Origin of the sequence: Vibrio sp. MMH1-50, from assembly GCF_022347645.1 — a bacterium.
Classification (GTDB): Bacteria; Pseudomonadota; Gammaproteobacteria; order Enterobacterales; family Vibrionaceae; genus Vibrio; species Vibrio harveyi.
In genome coordinates, this window is the sequence record NZ_JAKRGG010000035.1 from 1 (window position 1) to 23,851 (window position 23,851).

Annotated in this window: 22 protein-coding genes and 1 tRNA gene; 14 read left to right on the forward strand and 9 right to left on the reverse strand. The window is 47.2% G+C overall.

The window, feature by feature from the left end:
- Positions 1–6 precede the first annotated feature (6 nt).
- Positions 7–97, forward strand: a tRNA-Ser gene (locus MHO32_RS20095).
- A gap of 843 nt (positions 98–940) precedes the next feature.
- Here the strand turns inward: MHO32_RS20095 and MHO32_RS20100 are convergent.
- The 4 genes from MHO32_RS20100 to hemC are packed head-to-tail and all read right to left on the reverse strand — an operon-like array spanning position 941 to position 5,020.
- Complete coding sequence (locus MHO32_RS20100; protein ID WP_239213636.1) at positions 941–2,122, reverse strand: heme biosynthesis protein HemY; 1,182 nt, start codon at positions 2,120–2,122, stop codon at positions 941–943.
- Entirely contained in the window at positions 2,122–3,333 is a 1,212-nt protein-coding gene (locus tag MHO32_RS20105) for a uroporphyrinogen-III C-methyltransferase (RefSeq protein ID WP_239213638.1), read from the reverse strand. The genes MHO32_RS20100 and MHO32_RS20105 overlap by 1 nt, the downstream gene beginning before the upstream one ends.
- Positions 3,334–3,350: 17 nt before the next feature.
- Positions 3,351–4,079, reverse strand: coding sequence for a uroporphyrinogen-III synthase (locus MHO32_RS20110; RefSeq protein WP_038890547.1), 729 nt, complete (start codon positions 4,077–4,079; stop codon positions 3,351–3,353).
- Positions 4,080–4,081: 2 nt separating this feature from the next.
- A complete protein-coding gene (hemC, locus tag MHO32_RS20115) occupies positions 4,082–5,020 on the reverse strand; it encodes a hydroxymethylbilane synthase (RefSeq protein ID WP_005438556.1) in 939 nt (312 codons plus the stop codon).
- 348 nt (positions 5,021–5,368) lie between these two features.
- On the opposite strand from hemC, the gene MHO32_RS20120 reads away from it, so the two are divergent.
- Positions 5,369–7,897: a class I adenylate cyclase gene (locus tag MHO32_RS20120; RefSeq protein ID WP_005452031.1), complete on the forward strand. Its 2,529-nt coding sequence runs from the start codon at positions 5,369–5,371 to the stop codon at positions 7,895–7,897.
- Positions 7,898–7,972: 75 nt separating this feature from the next.
- Here the strand turns inward: MHO32_RS20120 and cyaY are convergent, their stop codons facing one another.
- Positions 7,973–8,287 (reverse strand): iron donor protein CyaY, encoded by a 315-nt coding sequence (cyaY, locus tag MHO32_RS20125; RefSeq protein WP_005430390.1) that lies wholly within the window; start codon positions 8,285–8,287, stop codon positions 7,973–7,975.
- A gap of 74 nt (positions 8,288–8,361) precedes the next feature.
- On the opposite strand from cyaY, the gene lptM reads away from it, so the two are divergent.
- From lptM to MHO32_RS20160, 7 genes are all read left to right on the forward strand, one after another.
- A complete protein-coding gene (gene lptM / locus MHO32_RS25905) occupies positions 8,362–8,478 on the forward strand; it encodes an LPS translocon maturation chaperone LptM (RefSeq protein WP_005533626.1) in 117 nt (38 codons plus the stop codon).
- A 61-nt stretch (positions 8,479–8,539) separates the two neighbouring features.
- The gene (gene lysA, locus MHO32_RS20135; RefSeq protein WP_005452029.1) at positions 8,540–9,793 is read left to right on the forward strand and encodes a diaminopimelate decarboxylase; all 1,254 of its coding nucleotides are present in this window, start codon (positions 8,540–8,542) and stop codon (positions 9,791–9,793) included.
- 10 nt (positions 9,794–9,803) lie between these two features.
- The gene (dapF, locus tag MHO32_RS20140; protein ID WP_012126593.1) at positions 9,804–10,634 is read left to right on the forward strand and encodes a diaminopimelate epimerase; all 831 of its coding nucleotides are present in this window, start codon (positions 9,804–9,806) and stop codon (positions 10,632–10,634) included.
- A 20-nt stretch (positions 10,635–10,654) separates the two neighbouring features.
- On the forward strand, positions 10,655–11,359 hold the full coding sequence (locus MHO32_RS20145; protein WP_033001370.1) for a DUF484 family protein: 705 nt from the start codon (positions 10,655–10,657) through the stop codon (positions 11,357–11,359).
- Complete coding sequence (xerC, locus tag MHO32_RS20150) at positions 11,325–12,266, forward strand: tyrosine recombinase XerC (RefSeq protein ID WP_239213649.1); 942 nt, start codon at positions 11,325–11,327, stop codon at positions 12,264–12,266. Before MHO32_RS20145 ends, xerC begins: the two co-directional genes overlap by 35 nt.
- 12 nt (positions 12,267–12,278) lie before the next feature.
- Positions 12,279–12,995, forward strand: a complete 717-nt coding sequence (gene yigB / locus MHO32_RS20155; RefSeq protein ID WP_005430399.1) for a 5-amino-6-(5-phospho-D-ribitylamino)uracil phosphatase YigB — start codon at positions 12,279–12,281, stop codon at positions 12,993–12,995.
- Between the two features lie 138 nt (positions 12,996–13,133).
- Complete coding sequence (locus tag MHO32_RS20160) at positions 13,134–15,620, forward strand: bifunctional diguanylate cyclase/phosphodiesterase (RefSeq protein WP_239213651.1); 2,487 nt, start codon at positions 13,134–13,136, stop codon at positions 15,618–15,620.
- Positions 15,621–15,730: 110 nt separating this feature from the next.
- Here MHO32_RS20160 and MHO32_RS20165 read toward each other — a convergent pair whose 3' ends face one another.
- Positions 15,731–16,327, reverse strand: a complete 597-nt coding sequence (locus MHO32_RS20165) for a tRNA-uridine aminocarboxypropyltransferase (protein ID WP_239213654.1) — start codon at positions 16,325–16,327, stop codon at positions 15,731–15,733.
- Positions 16,327–17,877, reverse strand: coding sequence for a COG3650 family protein (locus tag MHO32_RS20170; RefSeq protein WP_239213656.1), 1,551 nt, complete (start codon positions 17,875–17,877; stop codon positions 16,327–16,329). Before MHO32_RS20170 ends, MHO32_RS20165 begins: the two co-directional genes overlap by 1 nt.
- 41 nt (positions 17,878–17,918) lie before the next feature.
- Here MHO32_RS20170 and MHO32_RS20175 point away from each other — a divergent pair, with 41 nt between their 5' ends.
- Complete coding sequence (locus tag MHO32_RS20175) at positions 17,919–18,389, forward strand: EVE domain-containing protein (protein ID WP_005452022.1); 471 nt, start codon at positions 17,919–17,921, stop codon at positions 18,387–18,389.
- Between the two features lie 69 nt (positions 18,390–18,458).
- On the opposite strand, the gene MHO32_RS20180 is transcribed toward MHO32_RS20175, so the two are convergent.
- Together MHO32_RS20180 and MHO32_RS20185 are read right to left on the reverse strand one after the other, a co-directional pair.
- Positions 18,459–19,283 carry a Cof-type HAD-IIB family hydrolase gene (locus tag MHO32_RS20180; protein WP_050907157.1) on the reverse strand — a complete coding sequence of 275 codons (825 nt, stop codon included), beginning with the start codon at positions 19,281–19,283 and terminating at the stop codon, positions 18,459–18,461.
- Between the two features lie 171 nt (positions 19,284–19,454).
- Positions 19,455–20,444, reverse strand: coding sequence for an alpha/beta fold hydrolase (locus MHO32_RS20185; RefSeq protein WP_005452020.1), 990 nt, complete (start codon positions 20,442–20,444; stop codon positions 19,455–19,457).
- Positions 20,445–20,509: 65 nt separating this feature from the next.
- Between MHO32_RS20185 and rhtB the strand changes: the two genes are divergently transcribed.
- From rhtB to MHO32_RS20205, 4 genes are all read left to right on the forward strand, one after another.
- Positions 20,510–21,124: a homoserine/homoserine lactone efflux protein gene (gene rhtB / locus MHO32_RS20190; protein ID WP_005452019.1), complete on the forward strand. Its 615-nt coding sequence runs from the start codon at positions 20,510–20,512 to the stop codon at positions 21,122–21,124.
- A gap of 28 nt (positions 21,125–21,152) precedes the next feature.
- Positions 21,153–22,376 carry an EAL and HDOD domain-containing protein gene (locus tag MHO32_RS20195; RefSeq protein WP_005452018.1) on the forward strand — a complete coding sequence of 408 codons (1,224 nt, stop codon included), beginning with the start codon at positions 21,153–21,155 and terminating at the stop codon, positions 22,374–22,376.
- Between the two features lie 102 nt (positions 22,377–22,478).
- Entirely contained in the window at positions 22,479–22,814 is a 336-nt protein-coding gene (locus tag MHO32_RS20200) for a metalloregulator ArsR/SmtB family transcription factor (RefSeq protein WP_005452016.1), read from the forward strand.
- A gap of 27 nt (positions 22,815–22,841) precedes the next feature.
- The gene (locus MHO32_RS20205; RefSeq protein WP_005430364.1) at positions 22,842–23,843 is read left to right on the forward strand and encodes an ArsJ-associated glyceraldehyde-3-phosphate dehydrogenase; all 1,002 of its coding nucleotides are present in this window, start codon (positions 22,842–22,844) and stop codon (positions 23,841–23,843) included.
- Positions 23,844–23,851 lie beyond the last annotated feature (8 nt).

Here is a 23,851-nt window from a genome sequence, read left to right on the forward strand (position 1 = left end):
ATTTGTGGAGAGATGGCTGAGTGGTTGAAAGCACCGGTCTTGAAAACCGGCATACGTTAATAGCGTATCTAGGGTTCAAATCCCTATCTCTCCGCCACTATTAAGAAGCCTCGCTAGAAATAGCGAGGCTTTTTTCATTTCTGACGTTTGAGAATTAGACGGGATTTGCATCAAATCTCAAGTCAGTCGCGACTTAGGATTAGTCGTCCTCGAACTCAGTCACTACAAAGAAAGCCTGTTGAGAAAACAACGGGCTTTTGTCGTTTCTGATTCTTGGAAAGTAGCTTTGAGGCGTCTGAATCAACCTCCCAACCGAACACGCTCCAAACTAAGCGCCTTTACTCTTCGTCTATTGAGAAGTCTTGTGCTACGCGTACCTTGAGGCTTTCTGCCATCTTCGCCTCGTAGGGTTATAGAAACTGTCCTCCAGAGAAAGTGATTGAGCTTTCTCCTTGCCATTCCTATCTCTATTGCATCAGCAAAAGAGCGTTTCTACTCGCAGCAGCATTCAATGTGTATTAGCGCTTCTGAGCCTCCTCTGATGATGAATATGACTTTGCTTTAGCTTTTACAACAAACGTTACCCAAGCGCTGTATGGGGCTCTCACATCGAATAAGTGCATAATATTACTCCTAGTTACTTCTTTGGCCATCACTACGCTTTACTGTGTTCTGAAGGAGGTTTTCCCTCCTAACCATTTAAAACCAGTCGCTATGTCTTGCAGAAAGTGATCGCGGTTGCTTCACGTGGTTCTTAGTGACACGAAGAAGAGCAGCTTGGAATGAACGACATAAGCTTTGATGATTATTTCTAATCAGGTGCAGTCAGTAGAGAGAACTCTGCTCTTGGGGGAGTCAGTCGTACGATGATAGGGCATGAAGAATTGCAGGCAATAAAAAAGCCGACAGTAATCTGTCGGCTTTCTGCTTTCTGGGTCGTTTAGTTGTTTTGAACTAGCGTTAGCGCTTTACGAGAGACCTCGTGAGCCGCTTTTGTTAGGTTTTGCTTCTCTAGTGTGTCTGCTAGGTAAGCATAGTCAGAAACGTCTGAACGAAGTTTTAGCGCAACCTCGAAGTGCTCTTGCGCTTCTTGCCATTTTTCTTGGCGGAAGAAGAAGTGCGCTAATGCACTTTGCGCCGCTGCGTTTTCTGGTTCACGCTTCAAGACACCTTCCAAGAATACGATGACTGGGTGGCTATCCGGTAAGTTTAGCTCTGGCAGTAACTGGTACAGCTCTGGTGTTGGGCTCTTCTTCAGTGCTTCTTTGATTACTGTGAATGCCTCGTTATCTGCTTTACGTGAGATGAGCTCGTGAGCAAAACAACCGATCAAATGAGCGTCTTGTTTTACCTTACGTGGCAAACCGTTCCAGTGTGAGATAAGACCTTCGCTGCCTTGCTGCTGAGCCACTTCGTGTAGCAAGCCGCATTGTGCTTTCTGAACCAGCTCCGCTTGCTCTTCTTCCGTAACTAGTTTGGCTTTACTTAGCTGAGGCATCAGATCGATCAGCGGTTGCCACAGCTTAAGCTGCATGTAAGTGGTCTTTAGCAGGTTAAGAACAATTGAGTTATTTGCGTACTGACCTTTCAGCGCTTGCAGAGTATCGAATGCAGATTCGAATTCGTTATCACGAATGAACTGTTTCGCGCGAGTCAACTCTACCGCTAGGTGCGCGTTTTCTTGCTGGCTTGCCAGTTCTAGGTACTGGTCACGCTTCGCTTTGTCACCTTGACCTTGCGCAGCTTCAGAAGCCACTAAGTAACACAGAAGAGGCATGTCGTGGTGGTTTGCCCAGCGTGTTACTTTCTTCTCTGCGCCTTTCCAGTCACCTTCAAGTAGCTTGATGATGCCTTCGTTGGTGTAGCGACGAGAGCGACGCATTTTGCGCACGCTAAAGTAATTCCATGTGCTTGAGCTTGCGTAAACCACTTTCTTGACCACGTATTCTAAGAAGAACAGTGCCGCCAAGGTCGCAATCACGAAGATCACTAAGGTGGTTACACTCATCTCAATGGTTTTGTTGGCAATAGAGATCAGGACATAACCTTGCTGACCTGAGAATTGAGTGCCAACAAATAAGCCGGCACCAAGAACAACAAATAGGAAAATAAGACGAACCATTACTTATCCTCCGTACCTGTCATTGTGGTCACTTCACGACGTAGGCGCTCCCGAATCACGTCAGAGAGTTGGTTTTGGCTTTCTAGCTTCGCAGGGTATTCAACTTGAATGTCTTGCTTGCTCAGTTGGCTCAGTGTTTTGTTGAATTCTTTCACCGAGTTATCGTCTTGGTTGAAGAATGCCATTGCCCATTTGTCTGCTGTCTCTAAAGAGGTGGTGTAGATTTCACCTTGCTCTTGGTAAACCGCTTTGATTGCCGTCTCTAACTTCGCTTTGATGTTTTCTTTCAAGTAGAAGTGTTGTTGTGGTGACAATAGAGGGATTACGTTGCCGTCACGAGTGCGGAAGGTGATGAAGTTTTCTGAGAAGTCTTTTAATGACGTCATCAGGTTATCTTGCCAGTTTGCAATGTCTTCAGACACTTGTTGCTTCTCTACCGCTGCCGCTTCTGGTAGCAAAGCATTCGCAAGTGGCAGTTTGTCGACTTGCTGCTGTAGGGCAGTGAGGCGCAATACCAAGCCATCACGGTCTACCAAAGGAACAACACGCAGCTTAGTAATGTCATTTGCCATGGCTTTACGCAGACCGACCAAGCTTGGGTCGTTCAGTGCTGCGATACGTTGGTCCGCGCTTTCCATCAATTGAGTAGCACTTTCTACGTCGTGCTCTAGGAACAATTTACGACCTGCCAGTTTTACTAGGTAGTCAGCTTCTGCCAGTAGCCAGTCGTTTGGACGACGACCTTTTACATCAGCGACAGCCAGTTGCAGGCTTTCAATGCTCTTTTGTTGCTGACCCAGTACCACTTCTGCTTTGTGAGTGACAGTGGTCGCTTTTTCAATAGTTTCTTCTTTTACTTGGCTAAGCTCTTGCTTCATTGCTGATTGAGCTTGTTCCAGTTGGCTTTGCAGTTGAGCGATCTGAGTTTGGTATTCAGATTGCTGCTCAAGCATTTTGTAAGTGAGACCGCCACCAAAAATCAGTGATAAGACGATAGCGACAGTACCCAGCTTGACGCCGCGTTTGCCTTGCTTCTCTTCAAATTCAACTTTGTTTGGTTGTTCTGGTTTGGTTGGCTCAACAGGCTTTGATTCTGCCTTACTTGGCTCAGATTCCTTCTTAGGCGTGTCTTTTTCAGCTAGCGGTGCCGATGTAGTTTCTTCGGAAAGGTTTTTATCGTTATTCTTTTGGTCGTTATTTTTACTTGTCATGCCTATATCCTGTGTAGCTAGGGCTGGAGAGCAGCCAGTAATTCTTGGTTGGATGCGCTTCCTGTGCATCTGACCTGAGTGAAGCCCCGTTGAATTGCGATGTCAGCGATTCGCTGACTGGGGATATACAACTCTTGTTGATTAAGCCAAGTCAATTGCTCTGACGTCAATTGGCTGCACAAATAATCCAGTTGTTCACCACTGGTGACGATAATCTGGTCGATTTGTTGGGTTTTCCATAGTGAGACACAGCTTACTGGATCGAATGGGATAAATTCTCTCTTATAAGTCTCACTATAGTGAACTTTTGCTCCACGTCTCACCAATGCATCTTTTATCAGCTCTCTACCACCGTTGCCACGAAGGATCAGAACTGTTTGTTTTTCTACATTGTTTAGCTCGGGAAGCTGCAACAAGTGCTCACTATCACTGACTTGTGGATAGTGTACTTTCTGTTGGGTACATTTGCTCAAATAGTGTGCTGTTTTTTGACCAACGGCAAGGTATACAGCCTGCTTAGACCATGATTTAGCGTGGTTCTGCAAGATTTGCTCTGCGCATTGCACCGCATGTTGGCTAACAGCAATGATGATTTGAGCGGTTTCAATGTATTTGGAGAGTTGTGTGTCGCTGAGATCGGCGACGATGTCGATCAGAGGATGATGAATTGCAGTTTTGCCGTGCCTTTCGAGCAGAGAGCAAAGCGCCATGCCTTGCTCCCCCGGACGAGTGACCAACACTGCCATGATTATTCGTGGTCTGCGTACAGTTTGGTTAGGATGTCGCGCGCCCCGTTTTCAAGTAGCTCGTTAGCCAGTTGAACACCGAGTGCTTCGGCATCGTTGCGGTGACCACGAATTTCACCACGCACAATTAGGCTGCCGTCTGGTTCACCAACCAGTGCGCGTAGCCAGATGTTGTCACCATCAAGCAGTGAGTAACTGCCGATAGGTACCTGACAGCCGCCTTCAAGGGTGAGGTTCATCGCGCGCTCACATCTTACGCGGTCTGCCGTATCTTGGTGGTTTAGTGGCTCAAGCAGTTTAAGTAGACGCTCGTCATCCACACGACACTCAATACCCACCGCGCCTTGACCTACTGCTGGCAGTGATTGCTCTGGTTCGATAAAGCTACGGATGCGCTCTTCTAGCTCAAGGCGTTTCAGACCTGCAGCAGCAAGAATGATTGCATCGTATTCACCTGCATCTAGCTTACCTAGACGAGTACCTACGTTGCCACGCAGCTCTTTGATAACTAGGTCTGGGCGGTATTCTTTTAACTGACACTGACGACGCAGGCTACAAGTACCTACAACTGCGCCTTGTGGCAGTTCATCAATGTTGTTGTAAGTGTTAGAAACGAATGCATCACGTGGGTCTTCACGTTCACAAATCGTCACCAAACCAAGACCTTCAGGGAAGTCTACAGGTACATCTTTCATTGAGTGCACCGCAAGGTCTGCACGACCTTCGAGCATTGCCACTTCTAGCTCTTTCACAAACAAGCCTTTACCACCGACTTTAGCTAGCGGTGTATCCAAAATGATGTCGCCTTTGGTCACCATAGTAACCAGCTCAACTTCCAGACCTGGATGAGCGGCTTGAAGTGCGTCTTTTACATAGTGAGCTTGCCATAGGGCAAGAGGGCTTTTTCGAGTTGCAATGCGAATTGGCGTAGATTGTGTCATGGTCTTCTCAATGCTGTTTTAGTTTTGCCTAATCCTACCACTCAACGCGTGAAAGTCTTAATGTTAGTTAGGCTTCTCTTGGTGTCATGAATCGAATTACATGACGTTATGAAAATAGTGTGACTGGATTCTCATTTAGGCTAAGGACTATTATTAGTTATAGGTGAATACAAGCGACACTACTGCGCTATCGATTTTTGCGACTAGTGTGGGGTTTTCAGACCACAACTATTTGCGGGTGGAAATCTTTACCAACCCTGATGAAAGTGTTAAATTGATCACGTTTTTACACCATTTTGGTTTAAAACATCAGCAGATTTTCGTGATTGTTCAACCAAGGAACTTCCCTTGCAGGCTTACACCCAAAAACTTATTCAGCGATTAGATAACCTGAACCAGCAACGGATCGACCGTGCGCTGGCGCTTATGGATTCGCAAAGCCAGCAAGTCTTCCACTTGATTCCTGCCTTGTTGAACTACAACCATCCTGTTATTCCCGGCTACTACGATGCAGACGTACCTTATGGTGTGTTTGGTCTAGAGCTGAACGATCTCCAGCAACAATTCCTTGATGATACCCAACTGACAATCGGTCAACCGCTTAAGACAGCAGAGCAACCTGCGATCTTAGGTTTGTATACCATGGGCAGTACCTCTTCTATTGGTCAAAGTACTTCAAGTGATTTGGATATTTGGGTGTGTATCTCACCGGAGATGGATAACGACCAACGTGAACTGCTGACCAACAAATGCTTGCTGATCACCGATTGGGCACAAAGCCAAGGTGTAGAAGCGAACTTCTTCTTAATGGATGAAGAGCGTTTTCGTAGCAACCGTTCTGAAGAGATGACCGGCGATAACTGTGGTTCTTCTCAGCATCTATTACTGCTGGATGAATTCTACCGTTCTGCTGTTCGTCTGGCAGGACAGCGTTTGTTGTGGCAAATCGTGCCACCAGAAATGGAAGAGTGTTACGACGAGTACGTTGCACAGCTTTGTAAAGATGGCTACATCAACTGTGATGAGTGGATCAACTTTGGTCAGCTTAACCGCATTCCTGCTGAAGAGTATTTCGGCTCGAACTTGTGGCAGCTGTACAAGAGTATCGATTCCCCTTACAAATCCGTGTTGAAAGCGATCTTGCTTGAAGCTTACTCGTGGGAATACCCGCACACACAACTTCTCAGTATCGACACCAAACGTCGCTTCTTTGCCCACGAGCCTGACTTGTACGGCATGGATGCGTACTACTTGATGCTAGAGAAAGTAACGCGTTACCTAGAGCGAATCCAAGACGACACACGTTTGGATTTAGTTCGTCGCTGTTTCTACCTTAAAACCCATGAAAAACTGTCTCGTGAACCTGATGTAGGCTCTGTAGCTTGGCGTCGTGAAGCCTTGAGCGACATGATTGCGAAATGGGATTGGGATGAAGTGGTATTGGCAGAGCTCGACGATCGCCGTAACTGGAAAGTAGAACAAGTGAAAGTGGTGCACCATGCACTGTTGGATGCTTTGATGCAAAGCTACCGTAACTTGATTCAGTTTGCGCGTCGTAACGACATTACTTCAGCGATCAGCCCGCAAGACATCAGTATTCTTGCTCGTAAGCTGTACGCGGCATTCGAAGTGCTGCCGGGTAAAGTTACTTTGCTTAACCCTCAGATCTCGCCAGATTTGCACGAACCCGACTTGAGCTTCATTGAAGTAAAAGAGGGTGGGGTGAACAAATCAGGTTGGTACTTGTACAAGCAACCACTGATTGCGCACCGCATTCTTGGTCAGCCTTGTCTTGAGCATCATGAGTACTTGAGTAAGTTGGTTTCTTGGGCGTTCTTCAACGGTTTGATTACGGAATCTACTCGCCTGCATGCCGTTGTTCGTGAGGCGCAGTTAGACATCGATAAGTTCTACCAAATGGTGAGTGACCTACGTAACACCTTCTCGTTACGTAAACGTCGCCCAACCATGCAAGCGCTGGGTAGCCCGTGTGAAATTAGTCAGATGGCGATGTTCATCAACTTTGAAAATGACCCGACGGCAGAGTTGTCTGGTCGCTCACTCAAAGTGGATGTGAAAAACACCGATATCTTCAGCTTTGGCCCTGAGCAAATTAACTTGGTCGGCAGTGTCGATTTGGTTTATCGCAACTCATGGCACGAAGTGCGTACCCTGCACTTCAAAGGTGAAACCGCGATGTTGGATGCATTGAAGACCATTCTTGGCAAAATGCACCAAGATGCGATTCCGCCAGAGTCGGTGGATGTATTCTGCTACGCGAAGAACATGCGTGGCGTGATGCGCAATATGGTGTATCAGCTATTGGCAGAGTGTATCGACTTACGTTTGAAGCCGGTTGAGCAAGAGAAACGCCGTCGCTTTAAAGCCATGCGTCTCGCTAACCAAACTTACGGTCTGTTCTTTGAGCGTCGTGGTGTATCGGTTCAGAAGCTAGAAAACTCGGTCGATTTCTACCGCAGCATTTCAACCAACAAGCTGAAAGGTTCACCGCTGTTGATGCTGGATCGTGAACAAGAGTACCAACTACCAGAAGTAGTGGATGGCTTTGCCAGTGAAGGTTTGGTGCAGTTCTTCTTTGAAGATACTGACGATGGTTTCAATATCTATGTATTGGATGAGTCAAACCAAGTTGAGGTTTACCATCAATTCAGTGGCTCTAAAGATGAAATGATTGCGTCAGTGAACAGCTTCTACACCTCGGTGAAAGACGACAGTCGTGTATCGTCGAAGTTTATTAACTTTAACTTGCCGCAGTACTACCAAATTATTCATCCGGAAGAAGGGAATACCTACATTATCCCTTACCGCAATGATGGCTGTACGCCGACTCGCCCAACCAAAGCGGTAAATGCGTAAAACGAACAACAAAAAAGAGCACCTTGGTGCTCTTTTGTCGTTTAGGTGACTGGTCGCCACGAAGACCCATTTGGCTTATGCCCAATCGATCGTTTCACCAGCGTGTTTTTCACATTCTTCTTTCACCATTGCAAACAGTTCCATGCCCGTTTTAGAGCAAGTCCATTTGTTATCGACTAGCTTAAAGTGGAAGCCACCAGACTTCGATGCTAACCAGATCTCATGCATTGGCTCTTGGCGGTTAATGATGATTTGGCTGCGGTCTTCAAACTCTAATGTCATTACGTTGCCAGTGACTTCGTAATCAATGTCTGCACCTGAATCATCGATGGATTCTTCGATGAGTTGCATCTGCGCATCCACCAGTTGATGAAATTCAGTATCGTTCATCCGTCTATCCTATTGCTTTTCCTGAGTGTGGTGCGATTATAGGGGGCATTGGTTTAATAATCACGATATGCAAAATGAAAAAATTACTTACTGTGTTGTTTGTGATGGTTGCAGCGACCCTTGCTGGTTGTGGTCAATCAGGTTCACTTTATATCCCAGATGACGCTCAACAAAACGAGCAGTCACAATAATCAGCCACACCTTCGGGTGAAAACAGGGTTTAGCAGTCGAATTAATTAAGGGAAGCAAATTTTGGATTACTTCAACTATCAGGATGATGGCCAGCTTTGGGCCGAAGACGTCTCACTCCAAGCTCTCGCCGAGCAACATGGCACTCCTCTTTATGTTTACTCACGAGCAACGCTAGAGCGTCACTGGAATGCGTTTGATAGCGCTGTGGGTCAGCATCCTCATCTTGTTTGTTACGCAGTAAAAGCAAACTCTAACCTTGGCGTATTGAATGCACTGGCTCGTTTGGGTTCAGGTTTCGATATTGTATCGGGTGGTGAGCTTGAACGCGTTATCGCGGCTGGCGGTGATGCGAAGAAGGTGGTGTTCTCGGGTGTTGGTAAAACGCCAGCAGAGATGAAACGCGCACTGGAGCTGGGCATCAAATGCTTCAACGTGGAATCAGAACCTGAACTTGAGCGCTTGAACAAAGTCGCAGGTGAGTTAGGTGTGGTTGCACCGATTTCTCTACGAATTAACCCTGACGTAGACGCAAAAACACACCCTTATATCTCGACTGGTCTGCGCGACAACAAGTTTGGTATCGCTTTTGACCGTGCTCCGGCAGTATATAAATTTGCTCAGAGCCTACCAAATCTCAACGTGCAAGGTATCGACTGCCACATTGGTTCTCAGTTGACTGAGATTGAACCGTTCATCGACGCGACAGATCGCCTCTTGGCTCTGATTGATGATCTGAAAGCACAAGGCATCAACATCCGTCATCTGGACGTTGGTGGTGGTCTGGGTGTGGTATATCGTGATGAATTGCCACCACAGCCTTCTGATTACGCGAAAGCACTGTTAGGTCGTCTTGAGAACCATCAAGATCTTGAATTGATTTTCGAACCAGGTCGTGCAATTGCAGCTAACGCTGGTATCTTGTTGACGCGTGTGGAATTCCTAAAACACACTGAGCACAAAAACTTTGCGATTATCGATGCGGCGATGAACGACTTAATGCGTCCTGCGCTGTATCAAGCATGGCAAGATATTGTCCCAGTTTCACCACGCGAAGGTGAAGCACAGACTTACGATTTAGTCGGACCTATCTGTGAAACGGGCGATTTCTTGGGCAAAGATCGAGCACTAGTACTGCAAGAAGGTGATCTACTCGCGGTTCGCTCTGCTGGCGCCTATGGTTTTGTGATGTCTTCGAACTACAATACTCGTACCCGAGCGGCGGAAGTGATGGTGGATGGCAACCAAAGCCACCTTGTTCGCCAGCGTGAGGAGCTGACCAGTTTGTGGCAGCTGGAACAGATTCTACCGGAGTAACACACAACAAATGCATTTCCACTTTTCCAAAATGCACGGTTTGGGCAACGACTTTATGGTCGTCGACTGCATTACCCAGAACGTGTTTTTCTCGCAAGATTTGATCCGTCGTTTGGCGGATCGTCACACGGGCGTCGGTTTTGACCAATTGCTCGTGGTTGAAGCGCCTTATGATCCAGAAACCGATTTCCACTACCGCATTTTTAATGCCGATGGTAGTGAAGTTGAGCAGTGTGGTAATGGCGCTCGCTGTTTCGCGCGTTTCGTCCGTTTGAAAGGTTTGACGAATAGGTACAGCATCAGCGTTAGCACCAAGAAAGGTAAGATGATTCTTGATGTTGAAGATGATGGTGAAGTCACGGTGAACATGGGCGTACCTGAATTCGAGCCGAACAAGATCCCTTTCAAAGCGAAGCAGAAAGAGAAAACCTACATCATGCGTGCAGGCGATAAGACCCTGTTCTGTGGCGCAGTGAGCATGGGTAACCCGCACGTGGTGACTGTGGTCGACGATGTGGATACGGCAGAAGTGGAAACACTCGGACCGCTATTAGAATCACACGAACGCTTCCCTGAGCGTGTGAACGCGGGCTTTATGCAAGTTGTGAATCGCAATCACATCCGCCTACGCGTGTATGAGCGTGGTGCGGGTGAAACACAAGCTTGCGGCAGCGGTGCCTGTGGCGCAGTTGCGGTGGGCATCCTGCAGGGTCTATTGGATGAAAACGTGAAAGTTTCACTTCCTGGTGGTGACCTACGCATATCTTGGCAAGGTCCAGGCAAACCATTGTTTATGACCGGTCCAGCAACTCACGTATTTGATGGTCAATTGTCGTGCTAGTTGAAGAACAAGAAAACCAAATCCCAGAAGTTGAAGCGGATGCGCTGACCGCAGAAGTCGTTGCTCAGTATTTAAAAGATCATCCTGACTTCTTCGTTCAACGCCCAGAATTGGTTGATCGCCTTTCTATGCCTCATGCAGATTTAGGCACGGTCTCGTTAGTTCACATTCAAATGAACCGCCAACGTCAACGAATTGAAGAGCTAGAAGAAGAGATCACCACACTGATGTCTTTAGCGGCGAACAATGATCGCACCTTTTACGAGTTCATGGATCTGCAAGGACAAATCCTTAAGTGCGGCGACTTTAAGCAAGTCATCAACGCCATTGAACTGAAAGCCAAAGACCTTGGCTTGAAGGCGTATGTGCGTCTATTGAGCCAGTGTGATGCTGCGACTCAATTGAGTAAGGAAAGCTACCAACGTTTTGCTACCAACCACTTAAACGGCAAAGAGGCGTACTTAGGTCGTCTGCGTAAAGTGGATCGCGAAGCGTTGTTTGGAGATATGGACGTTCCAGAAATGGGTTCCTATGTGGTGTTACCGCTTGTGAAAAAACAGACGCTTGGCGTACTGGCGTTTTCTAGCGAAGATGGCGGTCATTTCCAACCAGATATGGATACCTTGTTTTTGCGTCACCTATCCTTAGTAGTGGCACATCTCGCTCAAACATTGGTATGGCAAAGTCACGATGACGACAACTCCCAACACTCCTCTGCCAAATAGTCTTCAAAAGCCTCTTGAACGCTTCTACGAATTCCTGCGAAGCGAAAAGGGGCTTAGCCTGCACACCCAACGCAACTACAAACAACAATTGGAAACCATGGCTCACCACTTGGCTGAGATGGGGTTGAAAGATTGGTCTCAAGTCGATGCTGGTTGGGTTCGTCAATTGGCAGGTAAAGGCATGCGTGAAGGCATGAAAGCCAGCAGCTTAGCGACGCGCTTATCTTCTCTACGCAGCTTTTTCGATTTCCTGATCCTACGTGGAGAAATGTCAGCTAACCCAGCCAAAGGGGTTTCGGCGCCACGTAAGAAACGTCCACTACCAAAGAACCTCGATGTGGATGAAGTAAACCAATTGCTCGAAGTGAACGAGGACGACCCGTTAGCGGTACGCGATCGTGCCATGATGGAGCTGATGTACGGCGCTGGTCTGCGTTTGGCAGAACTGGTGAGCGTCGATGTGCGTGATGTTCAGCAACGCAGTGGCGAACTACGAGTGATTGGTAAAGGCGATAAAGAACGTAAAGTGCCATTCTCTGGTATGGCAACCGAATGGGTTGGCAAGTGGCTGCGTGTGCGTGGTGATCTAGCCGCGCCGGGTGAACCTGCACTGTTTGTTTCTAAGCTGGGTACACGAATCTCACATCGCAGTGTGCAAAAGCGTATGGCGGAGTGGGGGCAGAAACAGTCGGTAGCGAGCCATATCAGCCCGCACAAACTGCGTCACTCGTTTGCGACGCACATGTTGGAATCGAGCAATAACTTACGTGCGGTGCAAGAGCTATTGGGGCACGAAAACATTTCCACTACCCAAATCTACACCCACTTGGATTTCCAACATTTAGCGCAAGCTTATGATCAGGCGCATCCAAGAGCCCGTAAGAGAAACGACGATAAGTCGGACTAACCAAGGAGTCTCATGAAATTCTACCGCCGTATTGCGCCTGTAAAGGCGATGACGTTTGACCTTGATGACACCCTCTATGATAACTATCCAGTGATAGTTCGTATGGAGCGTGAGTTGTTATCTTGGCTTAAACTCCATCATCCGGCGGTCGCTCACATGGATAAAGCCGATTGGTTTGCACTCAAGCAACGTGTCGTGCAGCAACAACCTGAGCTGAAGAGTGACGTCACTTTGTGGCGCTTAGTACAACTTAAGCAAGCCTTCTCTCAAGTTGGATACGATAACGAAGCGGCGCATACCGCTGCACAAGCCGCAGTCGAGGTTGCTTTAGACTGGCGTAACCGTTTTGAAGTACCACAGCAAAGCCTCGATGTACTTGCTGAACTCGGGCAAGAAATCCCGCTGGTAGCAATCACTAACGGTAATGTGGATTTAGATCGAATTGGTCTTACGCCTTATTTCCAGCAAGTGCTGAAAGCAGGACCGGATGGCAGCGCGAAACCTGCGCCGGATATGTTCACCAAAGCGCAGCAGTTTCTGGATTTGCCTAGTGAGCACATTCTTCATGTCGGCGATCATCTGGTGACGGATGTTCAAGGTGCAAAACTCGCGAGTTTTGCCGCATGCTGGTTTAATGACATGAATAAAAATGTCATTACTCAGGCAAAAACGCGAACGTTACCTGACATTGAAATCAATAACTTGCAGTCGTTACTCGCGCTTTTGTAATCACTTTCGCATTAATCCATTCAATCTTCATTCTGACTCTAGAAAAGCCGTCTAAAGCCACGTAAATTACTCTCATCAAAGTAAAATAATAAAACCACTTTCATGTGGTGTGGCTTGATGACGGCAGTGGTAGGGTAAATGCGAGCATTCTCTCAACTGGTTCAAAATGTGGATCAGCTTAATGACTTTTTAGTCACTTCTCAGTGTTGTGCAGATAAACTTTATCTGGTGCAACTCCTATCCACCCAATCACGCGATTCCGCTGCCTCGCTCGCTCGGGCAATACTCGAAAGATTACCCAACACGCACATCATCGGTCACAGCACCCGTCACGTTATCTTGGAAGGTGAGATCATCAACCATGGCTGCTTAGTGTGTGTGATGGAGTTTGAACAAACCACGCTCACGTCTGCGGTTCAGCATTATTCCTTCTCGCCAGATATCGATGGCTACGATCTCAAGCAAGCTTTACAACTGCAAGATAACTCCAAAGCCATTATTAGCTTTTCTGTCCAAATCGAACGCCGTGATTATCCGGTGTATCGCGTATTTGATGCCGACGGTCCGAAGGTTTCTGGCGGTTTGGCTCAAACCATCGATGACGGTTGTTGGGTTCTGCATCAAGACCAAGTTTATGATGAAGCGGTTGTCGCGGTTGCCTTGCACAGCAATACTTTGAAAACATGGACGAGCGCGTATTCTGAGTGGAACCCGATTGGTATGCCGCATAAGGTTACTCACGCCAAAGGGACGCGCTTGTATCGCTTGGGCGAGCGTAAAGCGTTGGAAGTGTACCAACATTACCTTGCTGACGGGCACGACCTATCGCTCAATCAACTGCTGAATTTCCCACTTTATCGAGAATCCATTGGGCGAAAAGAGGTGTGTGCCGTGACGGAAATCCATCCCGACGGCAGCATGAGCTTCGACCGTCCTTGGTGTTTGGGTGATGAAGTTCAGTTCTGTTACAACCATCCTTCGTTAACGCTTGAGCAAGTTCGCCATGGGGTGGTGGAGCTTTCCATGCATCAACCTGAAGCAGTGATGATTTATAACTGCGCATCGCGACTTGATTTTATTGATAGCAGTGATGAAGTTCGCGCCTTCACGGACATTTCCCACACGTCGGGCAGTTACTGCATGGGTGAGTTGTACGGGGAGAATCACCAACAAGAAATTCTGCACCATAGCCTGACTTACTTGGCGATGCGTGAAGGGGATGAAGTTACTGCGCTTAACATGCCACAGCAAGAAGTGAGCACTTCTATCTCTCCCTTGTTTAGCCTGATCCGCAATGCGATTGGCGATCTCAACAACATGAATGCTCACATGGGCTATCAACTCGATCGCCAAGCGAAAAAGCTAGAACAGAGCTTCCGCCGAGATAGTCGTACAGGATTACAAAATCGCGTTGCGTTGCAAGAGCGCTTGATCAGCATTGATACCGATGAGCATTTACTGACGCTCAAGCTGCTTAACTTTAGCCATATCAACGAAAAGTACGGTTATCGCGTTGGCGACCAACTGCTGAAAGACTTGTCGATGCACTTTAGTAATCGCCTGCGTAAACGGCTTGGTAAACCTGCCGCGCTGCAACTTTATAGCATTGGTGTCGGTGAGTGGGCGTTCTTATTCAAAGCTGATGGAAGCAGTGAAATGATTAAGCAACACTTTACTCGCTTTGCTGATGCGGTTGAGCAAACCAACTTTGAACCAAGTGGCTTACGAGACATTGATTACCTTTCGATTTCATTGTGCGGTGGCTTAGTTAGCCGTCGTGATTTTCCAACCGCATCGCCGGATGAATTGCTCCTCAAAGGCATTGAAGCGCGAAGAGCAGGGGTGCGAAGTAATACTCATATCTGTAATGCCAAAGACATTGAGGTCAATGAAGATGTGCGAAAAGAGCAGTTGGGTTGGTTGAGCTGTGTGAGCCGCGCCATTCTCAAGCAGAACATCATTACCTACAGTCAGCCAATTGTGCACGCTTACAACCATCGTCCCGCGAGCCAAGAGTGTTTGGTGCGCATCATGGAAGAGGATGGCAGCATCATTGCGCCGGGGCGTTTCTTACCTATCATTTCTGATACGCATTTGTACACGCGTTTGAGCCGTCACATGATCCGTTCCACGTTGAATTACATGAAGGACAAACAAGGCGACTTCTCAATTAATTTGTCACCTCAGGATTTACTCAGCGATAAAACCTTGATGTTGCTTGAACATGCTATTACTCAGCTGAACGACCCAAGACGGATTGGTTTAGAAGTCTTGGAGTCGGAGCAAATCAAAGACTACGGGCGAATGATTGAGGTGTGCAGTCACTTTAGAAGCCTAGGTGCACGCATCATTGTGGATGATTTTGGTTCGGGTTACTCCAATATTGATGAGATCCTCAAGTTAGAGCCAGAAGTGATTAAGCTCGATGGCAGTTTGATTCGCTATATCGACAAAGACCAAAAGCAGCGCAAGATTGCCTCGCAGTTGGTGCGTTTGTGTCAGGTGTTTAACGCTAAGACTGTCGCGGAGTTCGTGCACAACAAAGAGGTGTGCGACATTGCTCAGGACATGGGGGTGGACTATCTGCAAGGTTATTATTTGGGTGAACCGACACGCTTGTTTTAATGTGGCTTTGCTCTAATTGAGCTTAAGAGCTCCAAAGTTTTGTTTCACGTGAAACAGCATCCAATAAAAAACGCAGCGTTAGAGCTGCGTTTTTTTGATTCTTAAGAATGTTAGGCTTTGAGCTCGTGACCACTTTTCTCGGCTTGGAAACGAGGAAGGTATTGCTTGAAGAACGCTAACATTTGTTGCTGGTTTTGCTCTTCACCAAGTTGTCCGAGCAATTGCGCAGCTACTTCAAAGGTACATAGGTTACCTTCTTGTTGGTTGCGACGCAGTTGATACTGAGAATCGACTTGAGTGGTTAAGCCCATCATCGCGATACCTTCTAGCCATCGGCTTTTATTGATCATCTTGCGCGCCTCTTGCCAAGTTGCATCAAGAATGATGTACAGCGGTCGTCTGCTTTGCTCGTTACTTTGCTGTTGCACTTGTTCAAGCGTCAGGCTCTCTTCACTTGGGAATAGCAGTACTGGCAGCAGGCTTGGATTCGCTAGCGTTTCTAACAACTCTGCTGGTGGCGTTTTTCGGTCCCAAACGACTTGGGTGATATTCAGTTGGCACTGGGCGAGCAGTTTGCCAGTGTTGGTATCGCGAGTCAGTTCATTAGGGTGCATTAACAGCATCAGCGAGTGTTCACTGCTTAACTTCGGCAGCAGGGAACAGATGCAGTTGAACTGGAAGCCACAATGTGGACAAGGCTGCGCCATTACAAGCGCACTCCATCACGAACAGGGCTGATACCATCTGAGAACAGACGCACGCCGCTGACTTGTTCTTTGCTCGCTTTTGGTGCCAAGCTTGGGTTGATTGGGTAACTTACGCCTGTGTATTGCATCACGTGTTGTCCCGGTGTTGCACCACCGCCGCTGACATTGAAAATCAGGTCACGCCAGCCGTGTGAGGTTTGTTGACCAAGCATAATTGGGCTTTGCACTAGCGTCATACGGCTGTTGAAGCGCCACTCTTTCTCGTAGTTTTCGAAGATGAGTAGAGTACAGCCGCCAGAGCCACACCAATCAAGTTGCACCAGTAATTCTTCATCACCATCGCCATTCAGATCATAGGTCAGCCAACGGTATTGGTTATTGCTTGGGTTGGTTTGATTAATGAAAAAGTAGTTTCGCACCGCCGCATCCACTTTTGAATTAAATTCGGCACTGGATGGCACATCAGCTGCACCAATTGGATCGCTGTTGCGCTCGGCTGCTGGTTGTTCTGTGCCAGAGTTACGCACTGTTGCTGGGTATAGCACTAAACCGCCATCGGCAATGGGATAAACCAAATTGCCCACTTTCTCTTTGACTGCTTTCAGCTGGTTGCCTTCGCGAGTGAATAGGCGCTCAGTCATTAAGCGTTGTTGCTGGTGATGAGTCATCAATACTTGGACTTGCGATGGACTCAATTGTTGCCAGTAGCCGCGTTCAACCAATGGCGGTTGTCCGTCTGAATAGCTGTATTTGGTGATGGCACTGTGGTCGCTGTTGAGTGTCATTTGCACTTCGAAGCCTTGTGACTGGGTCGACGTCGCGACGTAAGTGTTCACCCATTCTAATGTTGAATCTACGTTGGCTGTCATACCACAGCCTTGATAGGTTTTATCGCCATGCTCTAGTGTTGCTTTCCAGCCGTAGAGAGAGTTGCTCATGGTGTCTGAACACAAGTTCTCGGTCATGCGCAGTTCACCGTCATCCAACTGGTAAGTACGCTGACGAGGTTGCAGTTTGCTGCTTTTAATCTCGAGTGTTTGTGTCGACTTGCTCATTTGCTGGAACTTGAGCGTATTGCCTTCAAAGTTGGCAGCCCACGAAGGTTCATTACCAAATACGCGAGTGGGTTTACTGGTTTGTTTGCAGCGATGCGGATTTTCTGTGGTGAGGAAGTTCACCTGCTCAACCACAAAGTTAGCATCGAAATCTGCAGAGAAACCGTCGATGCCCGGCGGGTTGAGATGACCAATCACTTCACCATACATGGTTTGATAAGGTTCATTGGTGATGGCTACTGCACGTTGGATTTGTTGCGGTGACAGTTGCAGCCAGTATTGTTTGTCGCTGCCACAAGGTGTGATGTACTGGCTTTCATGCCCAATCACTACTTCACCACGCAGCATAAAGGTTTGAGGTAAGATGGTTTCCGGCTTATCTAAGGATGCAGGCGGAGTGGTTGGGGTGTCTGCATCGGACTGCTGCGGTTGCATGCTACATGCTTGCAGGACCAGCAGTGTGGCTAATGCCACTGGGTTTTTCAAAGCCTTCATGTTATATCTTCCTCATTACTTAATCTGCATCGGATGGCATTATGGCATATTGGTTATTTAAAACAGAACCAGATACCTTTTCTATTGACACGCTTCGAACCCAAAAGGTTTCATGTTGGGAGGGAGTTCGTAATTATCAGGCGCGTAATATGATGCGTGACCAAGTCAAATTGGGTGATTTGGTGCTGATTTACCATTCCTCTTGCAAGAACGTGGGTGTGGCTGGTATTGCCAAAGTGACCCGTGAAGCGTATCCCGATCACTTCCAGTTTGACCTTGAGAGCGATTATTACGACCCGAAATCCGACCCAGAAAATCCGCGTTGGATTATGGTGGATATTGAGTTTGTGCGTAAGACTGAACGCTTGATTCCGTTGTCGGTCATGAAGGCGATGCCAGAACTAGAAAACATGCCATTGGTGAAACGCGGCAATCGCTTATCGATCATGCCTGTGAGCGAAGAAGAGTGGCAAGCAATCCTCGGCAAAGAGAAGTTGCCGAGTCAGCGATAAAAGAAAAGGGCTGCATAGTGCAGCCCTTTGTGATTTTGCCGATAACCCGTTGTTGATAGCCAATACAGGTTATAGCAGATGATCTTGTAGGTAGTGTGCAACCGCATCGTCGACGTTGCTGCCGATTACTTCATTGTTTGGTAGTGCTTTCATCACTTTCTCGTGAGATGTGCCCATCACCAATCCTTTACCCGCCATAGATAGCATTTCTACGTCGTTCATGCCATCACCAAAGGCGATGGTGTTTTCCAATGTTAGCCCAATAGACTCCGCGACTGCCTTCAACGCATCACCTTTAGACACACCAGCGCTCATCACTTCCAAACACCAAGGTGTTGAGAATGCGATGTTTAGTCGATCGCCAAATTGCTCACGTAACTTAGTTTCGAAGGTCACAAGATGGTCGTGATCTTTTGCTGGGTGAGTGAAGAAGATTTTCGCAATGCCATCAGTTGGTGCGTTGTCTTGATCGTACAACTTATAAGTGAACTCTTCATGGAATTCGCGTAACTCATCGTCATCTTTGTTCAACAACCAGTCGTCGTTTTGATACATGTGGATAAGTATTTCAGGATCCGTTTTGATCGTGTCGATCACTGGTTGAACCAAATCTTCAGGTACGTTCTGGCTGTACATCTCTTGATCATTCTGGTCGTGCACACGTGCTCCGTTCGAAGTAATCATATAAGCCGGAATACCTACCGTGCGACGAATGCTTGCGACGTCTACGTGGTGGCGACCCGTTGCAAAGACAAATGTGTAGCCTTGTTCATGCAGCGCTTTGAGCGTCTCTTTCGAGTAAGCGCTTAGCTGGTGGTTTGGTGCGAGTAAAGTGCCATCCAGATCTGAGGCAACGATTTTAGTGATCTCTTTGCAAGGTAGCGATGTGCTCATGAAGCCCTCGTAAACGGTTCGGATAGAGTAGAACAGGTTGATTGCACACGGAGCGCAGTAGATTGACTAGATCGTACTGCTCCGAGTGCGGGGAACATGATGAAGTCTACGCCAAAATAAGGAGGAAAAAGAGGGTAAATCGCTGAGCTCGTATTTCCTCTTTAATCTGATTTATTGGCTGTGCTCACGCATGAAGGCAAAAACCGCATCAAGTGCTTGGTTGCGATACTGGTCTTTTTCAAACAAGATTTCGTGCTCTGCGCCAGCAATAGAAACTAGGCTGGCATTGGGGTTAGTCTTACTTAGCTTATCGATAAAGCGTTGCTGCGCGGCGTTACTCACGATGCGATCGTTACCTGATTGAACCAATAAAACCGGAACTTTAATTTGGCGTGTCAGCAAAATACATTGCTTGGCTGCCATCAAGCCTTGCCATACCCAGCGTGTGCTTGGACCGCCCACTTGTAGCTCTGGTTTATCGCGGTATAAACCACGGAACCAGTGATAACGATCGTAGCTTTGGCTAAGTGGGTTATCTTCAAACGGCTTTGGGTAGTATTCCTTATGACCTGGCGCATAGCTTGGTTGCGGGGAAACCGCTGCAAGGATTTGTGTGACTGGAATCGCGATAGGGCTGAGATACCAAGGAAGGTTGATACCAAACATCGGAGCACTCAGAATCAAACCGTCAAAGTTGTGGTCTGGGTGAGTTTGCAGGTAACGTGTTGCAATTGCACCGCCCATCGAGTGGGAAATGACAAAGCGCTGCTGGTATCCACTCAAATTGAGTTGCTGCAGTACCAATTCCATATCGTCAATATAATCATTAAAGTCATAGACGTGACCCATGTCTGAGTCTGGTAGCAGACGATCTGATAAACCTTGTCCTCGGTGGTCAAACGAATACACGTCATAACCTTGTCGATATAGGTCGTAGAACAGTTCTTGGTATTTCCAGGAGGCTTCAATGCGACCGTTGACGATCAGTACGGCTTTGGTGTGTTCGGGATTGGTGAGTTTGCACCAGTAGATTTTCTTTTTCTCTGTCCCTTTTACAAAGCCTTCTTGGCGTTCTTGCCAAAGTGCTGCGATCGGACCACCTATTGCTTGCTCAAATAAGGTCTCTTGAGTATAAGTCAAAGGTGAATGGTTAATAGCCATTAGTCGATTACCTGAAGATACGTTGTTTACGCGATGTATCATCGAAGAATTATTGAGGAAATGCAATGGATACCCATGTTTGGTTAGCCTATGTGGTAACTGCAATCGTTTTTAGTCTGGCTCCGGGATCTGGCACCGTCAACTCAATCAGTAATGGTTTGAGTTACGGCACGCGCAAGTCATTGGGTGCTATCGTTGGTTTACAGATTGGTTTGGCAATTCATATTGCTTTAGTTGGCGCTGGCATTGGTGCTTTAGTCGCGCAATCGGCGACGGCATTTACTGTGATCAAATGGGTTGGTGCAGCTTACCTTGTGTGGCTTGGCATTCAAAAGTGGCGTGATACATCCGGCTTGGTTGCAACCGAAAGTCACCAAACCATGTCAGGTACTTCTCTGTTGTACAAAGCCATTCTTATCAACCTGACTAACCCGAAATCGATCGTATTCTTGGTGGCACTGTTTCCACAATTTATCGATCCAGCGAAAGACCAACTAACTCAGCTGTTGGTATTGGGCGTGACGACGGTGACCATTGACGCGTTTGTGATGCTGGGCTACACCAGTTTGGCCGCACAAATGGGACGCTTTATTCGCTCAGATAAGATCATGGGCAAAATTAATAAAGTATTCGGTTCAATGTTCATGGGATGTGGTGCATTATTAGCGGCAGCTAAGTAACAAGTTATAAAAAGCACAATAATTTCGAATGAAAAACGCATATGTCGCCCGCCAGCCAATCTTTAACCGTAAAAGACAGACGCTGGGATATGAGTTGTTGTTCCGTGATGGTGAAAGTAATGCCTATCCTGCGCACATCGATTCAAACAGGGCGACATACCGATTGATAGTAGAGAACTTTCTCTCTGTCGGAACCAATCCTCTGATTGCATCTTCACGATGCTTCATCAATTTTCCTCACCAAAGTTTGCTGCGTCGGCTGCCAAGAAGCTTGCCGAAAAACAAAATCGTGGTTGAGGTACTCGAAACCTGCCAACCAACCGATGAGCTGCTTGAAGCCATTCGCGAACTGTACCGTGAAGGCTATTTGATCGCGCTTGATGACTTCACGTTGACTGACGAATGGCGTCGTTTCTTACCGTATGTCCATATCGTGAAACTCGATATCATGGCGATGGGGCTAAAAAAGGCATGCGACTTAGTTAAGAAGCACACTAAAAAGCGCACCAAATACCATTTCTTAGCTGAGCGAGTAGAAACCGAAGCTGAGTTTGAAGCGACCAAAGAGGCAGGCTTTAAATTCTTCCAAGGCTACTTCTTCAGCAAGCCTGAAGTGATGCAGACTAAATACGTGAGTCCCGAGCAAGTGTTGGCGCTCAAGCTATTTCGAGAAGTGTGTGTCCCCGATCCAGACTTTGACCGGATTGAAAACATCATTACTCAAGATGTCACGTTGTCGTACAAGTTACTGCGTTTTGTGAATACACAATCGACCACGTTAGAAGTGACCATCACTTCATTCCGCCAAGCTTTGATTTATCTTGGACAAGAAAAGCTCAAAATGTTTGTCTCACTGGTGGTTGCGTCATATATCTCCGGGCAGAAGCCGCGCGAGTTGTACAACTTATCTTTGCAACGCGCTCAATTCTGCGAAGCTATGTCGCGCTATCAACCTTTTGCGCATCTCAACGAGCAGGGTTTTATGGTTGGCTTGTTATCGATTCTCGACGCCATGCTTGATTTGTCTGTGGAATCTTTAGTGGGACAGCTGCCTTTAAGCCCTTCCGTGCAGCAAGCCTTGTTGCATCGCCAAGGTGAATACGGCGCGTTGTTGGCAATTGAGGAATGCTACGAGCGTGCCGATTGGGCAGGCGTGGAGCAATTCTCCCAGCAACTCGGACTTTCTGTGGATGATGTTAAGTCTGAACTTGGCGAAGCCGTTCGCTGGAGCCAGACCTTTTCTGGCGCCTAATCTGATCAAATATTAAACTTTTATTACAGTCGAGCACGATCGCTTGACGTTATTCTATTTTTAAATAACTATATATGCATATCCATATATAGGTATGTAAGTATGCTTCCACATCAGTTTTTCAAACTTCTTTCCGACGAGACTCGTGTGCGTTGCTTAATGCTGGTGGTTCGTGAAGGGGAAACTTGTGTTGGTGATTTAGCCCATGCGCTACAACAAAGCCAACCAAAGATTTCTCGCCATCTGGCTCAGCTAAGATCAAATGGTATTTTGGTTGATAAACGTCAGGGGCAATGGGTGTACTACGAGCTGTCAGATCAATTACCGGGATGGATGCAAAAATTGATTGATGACTTGGTAGCCTCGAACTGCTTGAAGCAAGAGTACCAAGAAGATATTTCACGTTTGCACGACAAAGCTCGCGCAGCGTGCTGTTAACCAGCGAAAGCTTAAAGGTAGAAGATTATGACGATTAAAGTAGGTATTAACGGTTTCGGTCGAATTGGTCGTTTGGCATTACGCGCAGCGTTTGATTGGCCAGAACTAGAGTTCGTACACATCAACGATGTAGCGGGTGATGCGGCGACTCTGGGTCACTTACTTGAGTTCGATTCAGTTCAAGGTCGTTGGAACCATGCAGTGCAAGTTGAAGGCACAGACATGGTGATCAACGGTAAGCGCATCACGACTTCACAAGAGCGTGATATCGATGCTGTGAACTGGGGTCAATGTGATGTTGTGATTGAAGCAACGGGCGTTCATCGCAAAACCTCATTCCTAAACAAATACCTAGAGCAAGGCGTAAAACGTGTTGTTGTTAGCGCACCAGTAAAAGAAGACGGCGTAGCTAACATCGTAGTGGGTGTGAACGACCACATCTTCGACCCTGCGCAGCACCGCATCGTAACCGCAGCGTCTTGTACAACGAACTGTATTGCACCTGTTGTGAAAGTGATTCACGAAAAACTGGGCATTGAACAATCGTCATTCACAACGATTCACGATTTAACTAACACACAAACGATTCTGGATGCGCCGCACAAAGACCTACGTCGTGCACGTGCATGTGGCATGAGCCTAATTCCAACCACAACGGGCAGTGCAAAAGCGATTGTTGAAATCTTCCCTGAGTTGAAAGACAAGATTAACGGTCACGCGGTTCGTGTTCCTCTAGCAAACGCCTCACTCACTGACATTATTTTTGATGTGAAACGTGATACCACGGCAGAAGAGGTTAACGCACTACTGAAAGAAGCTTCTGAAGGAGAACTAAAAGGCATCCTTGGCTTTGAAGAGCGTCCATTGGTTTCTATCGATTACAAAGGCGACCAACGTTCAACGATCGTTGATGCGCAATCAACCATGGTTGTGGGTTCTCGTATGGTGAAGATTTACGCTTGGTACGATAACGAAATGGGTTACGCGACGCGTACTGCAGAATTGGTTCGTAACGTTGGTATGGCATAAGGAGCTTT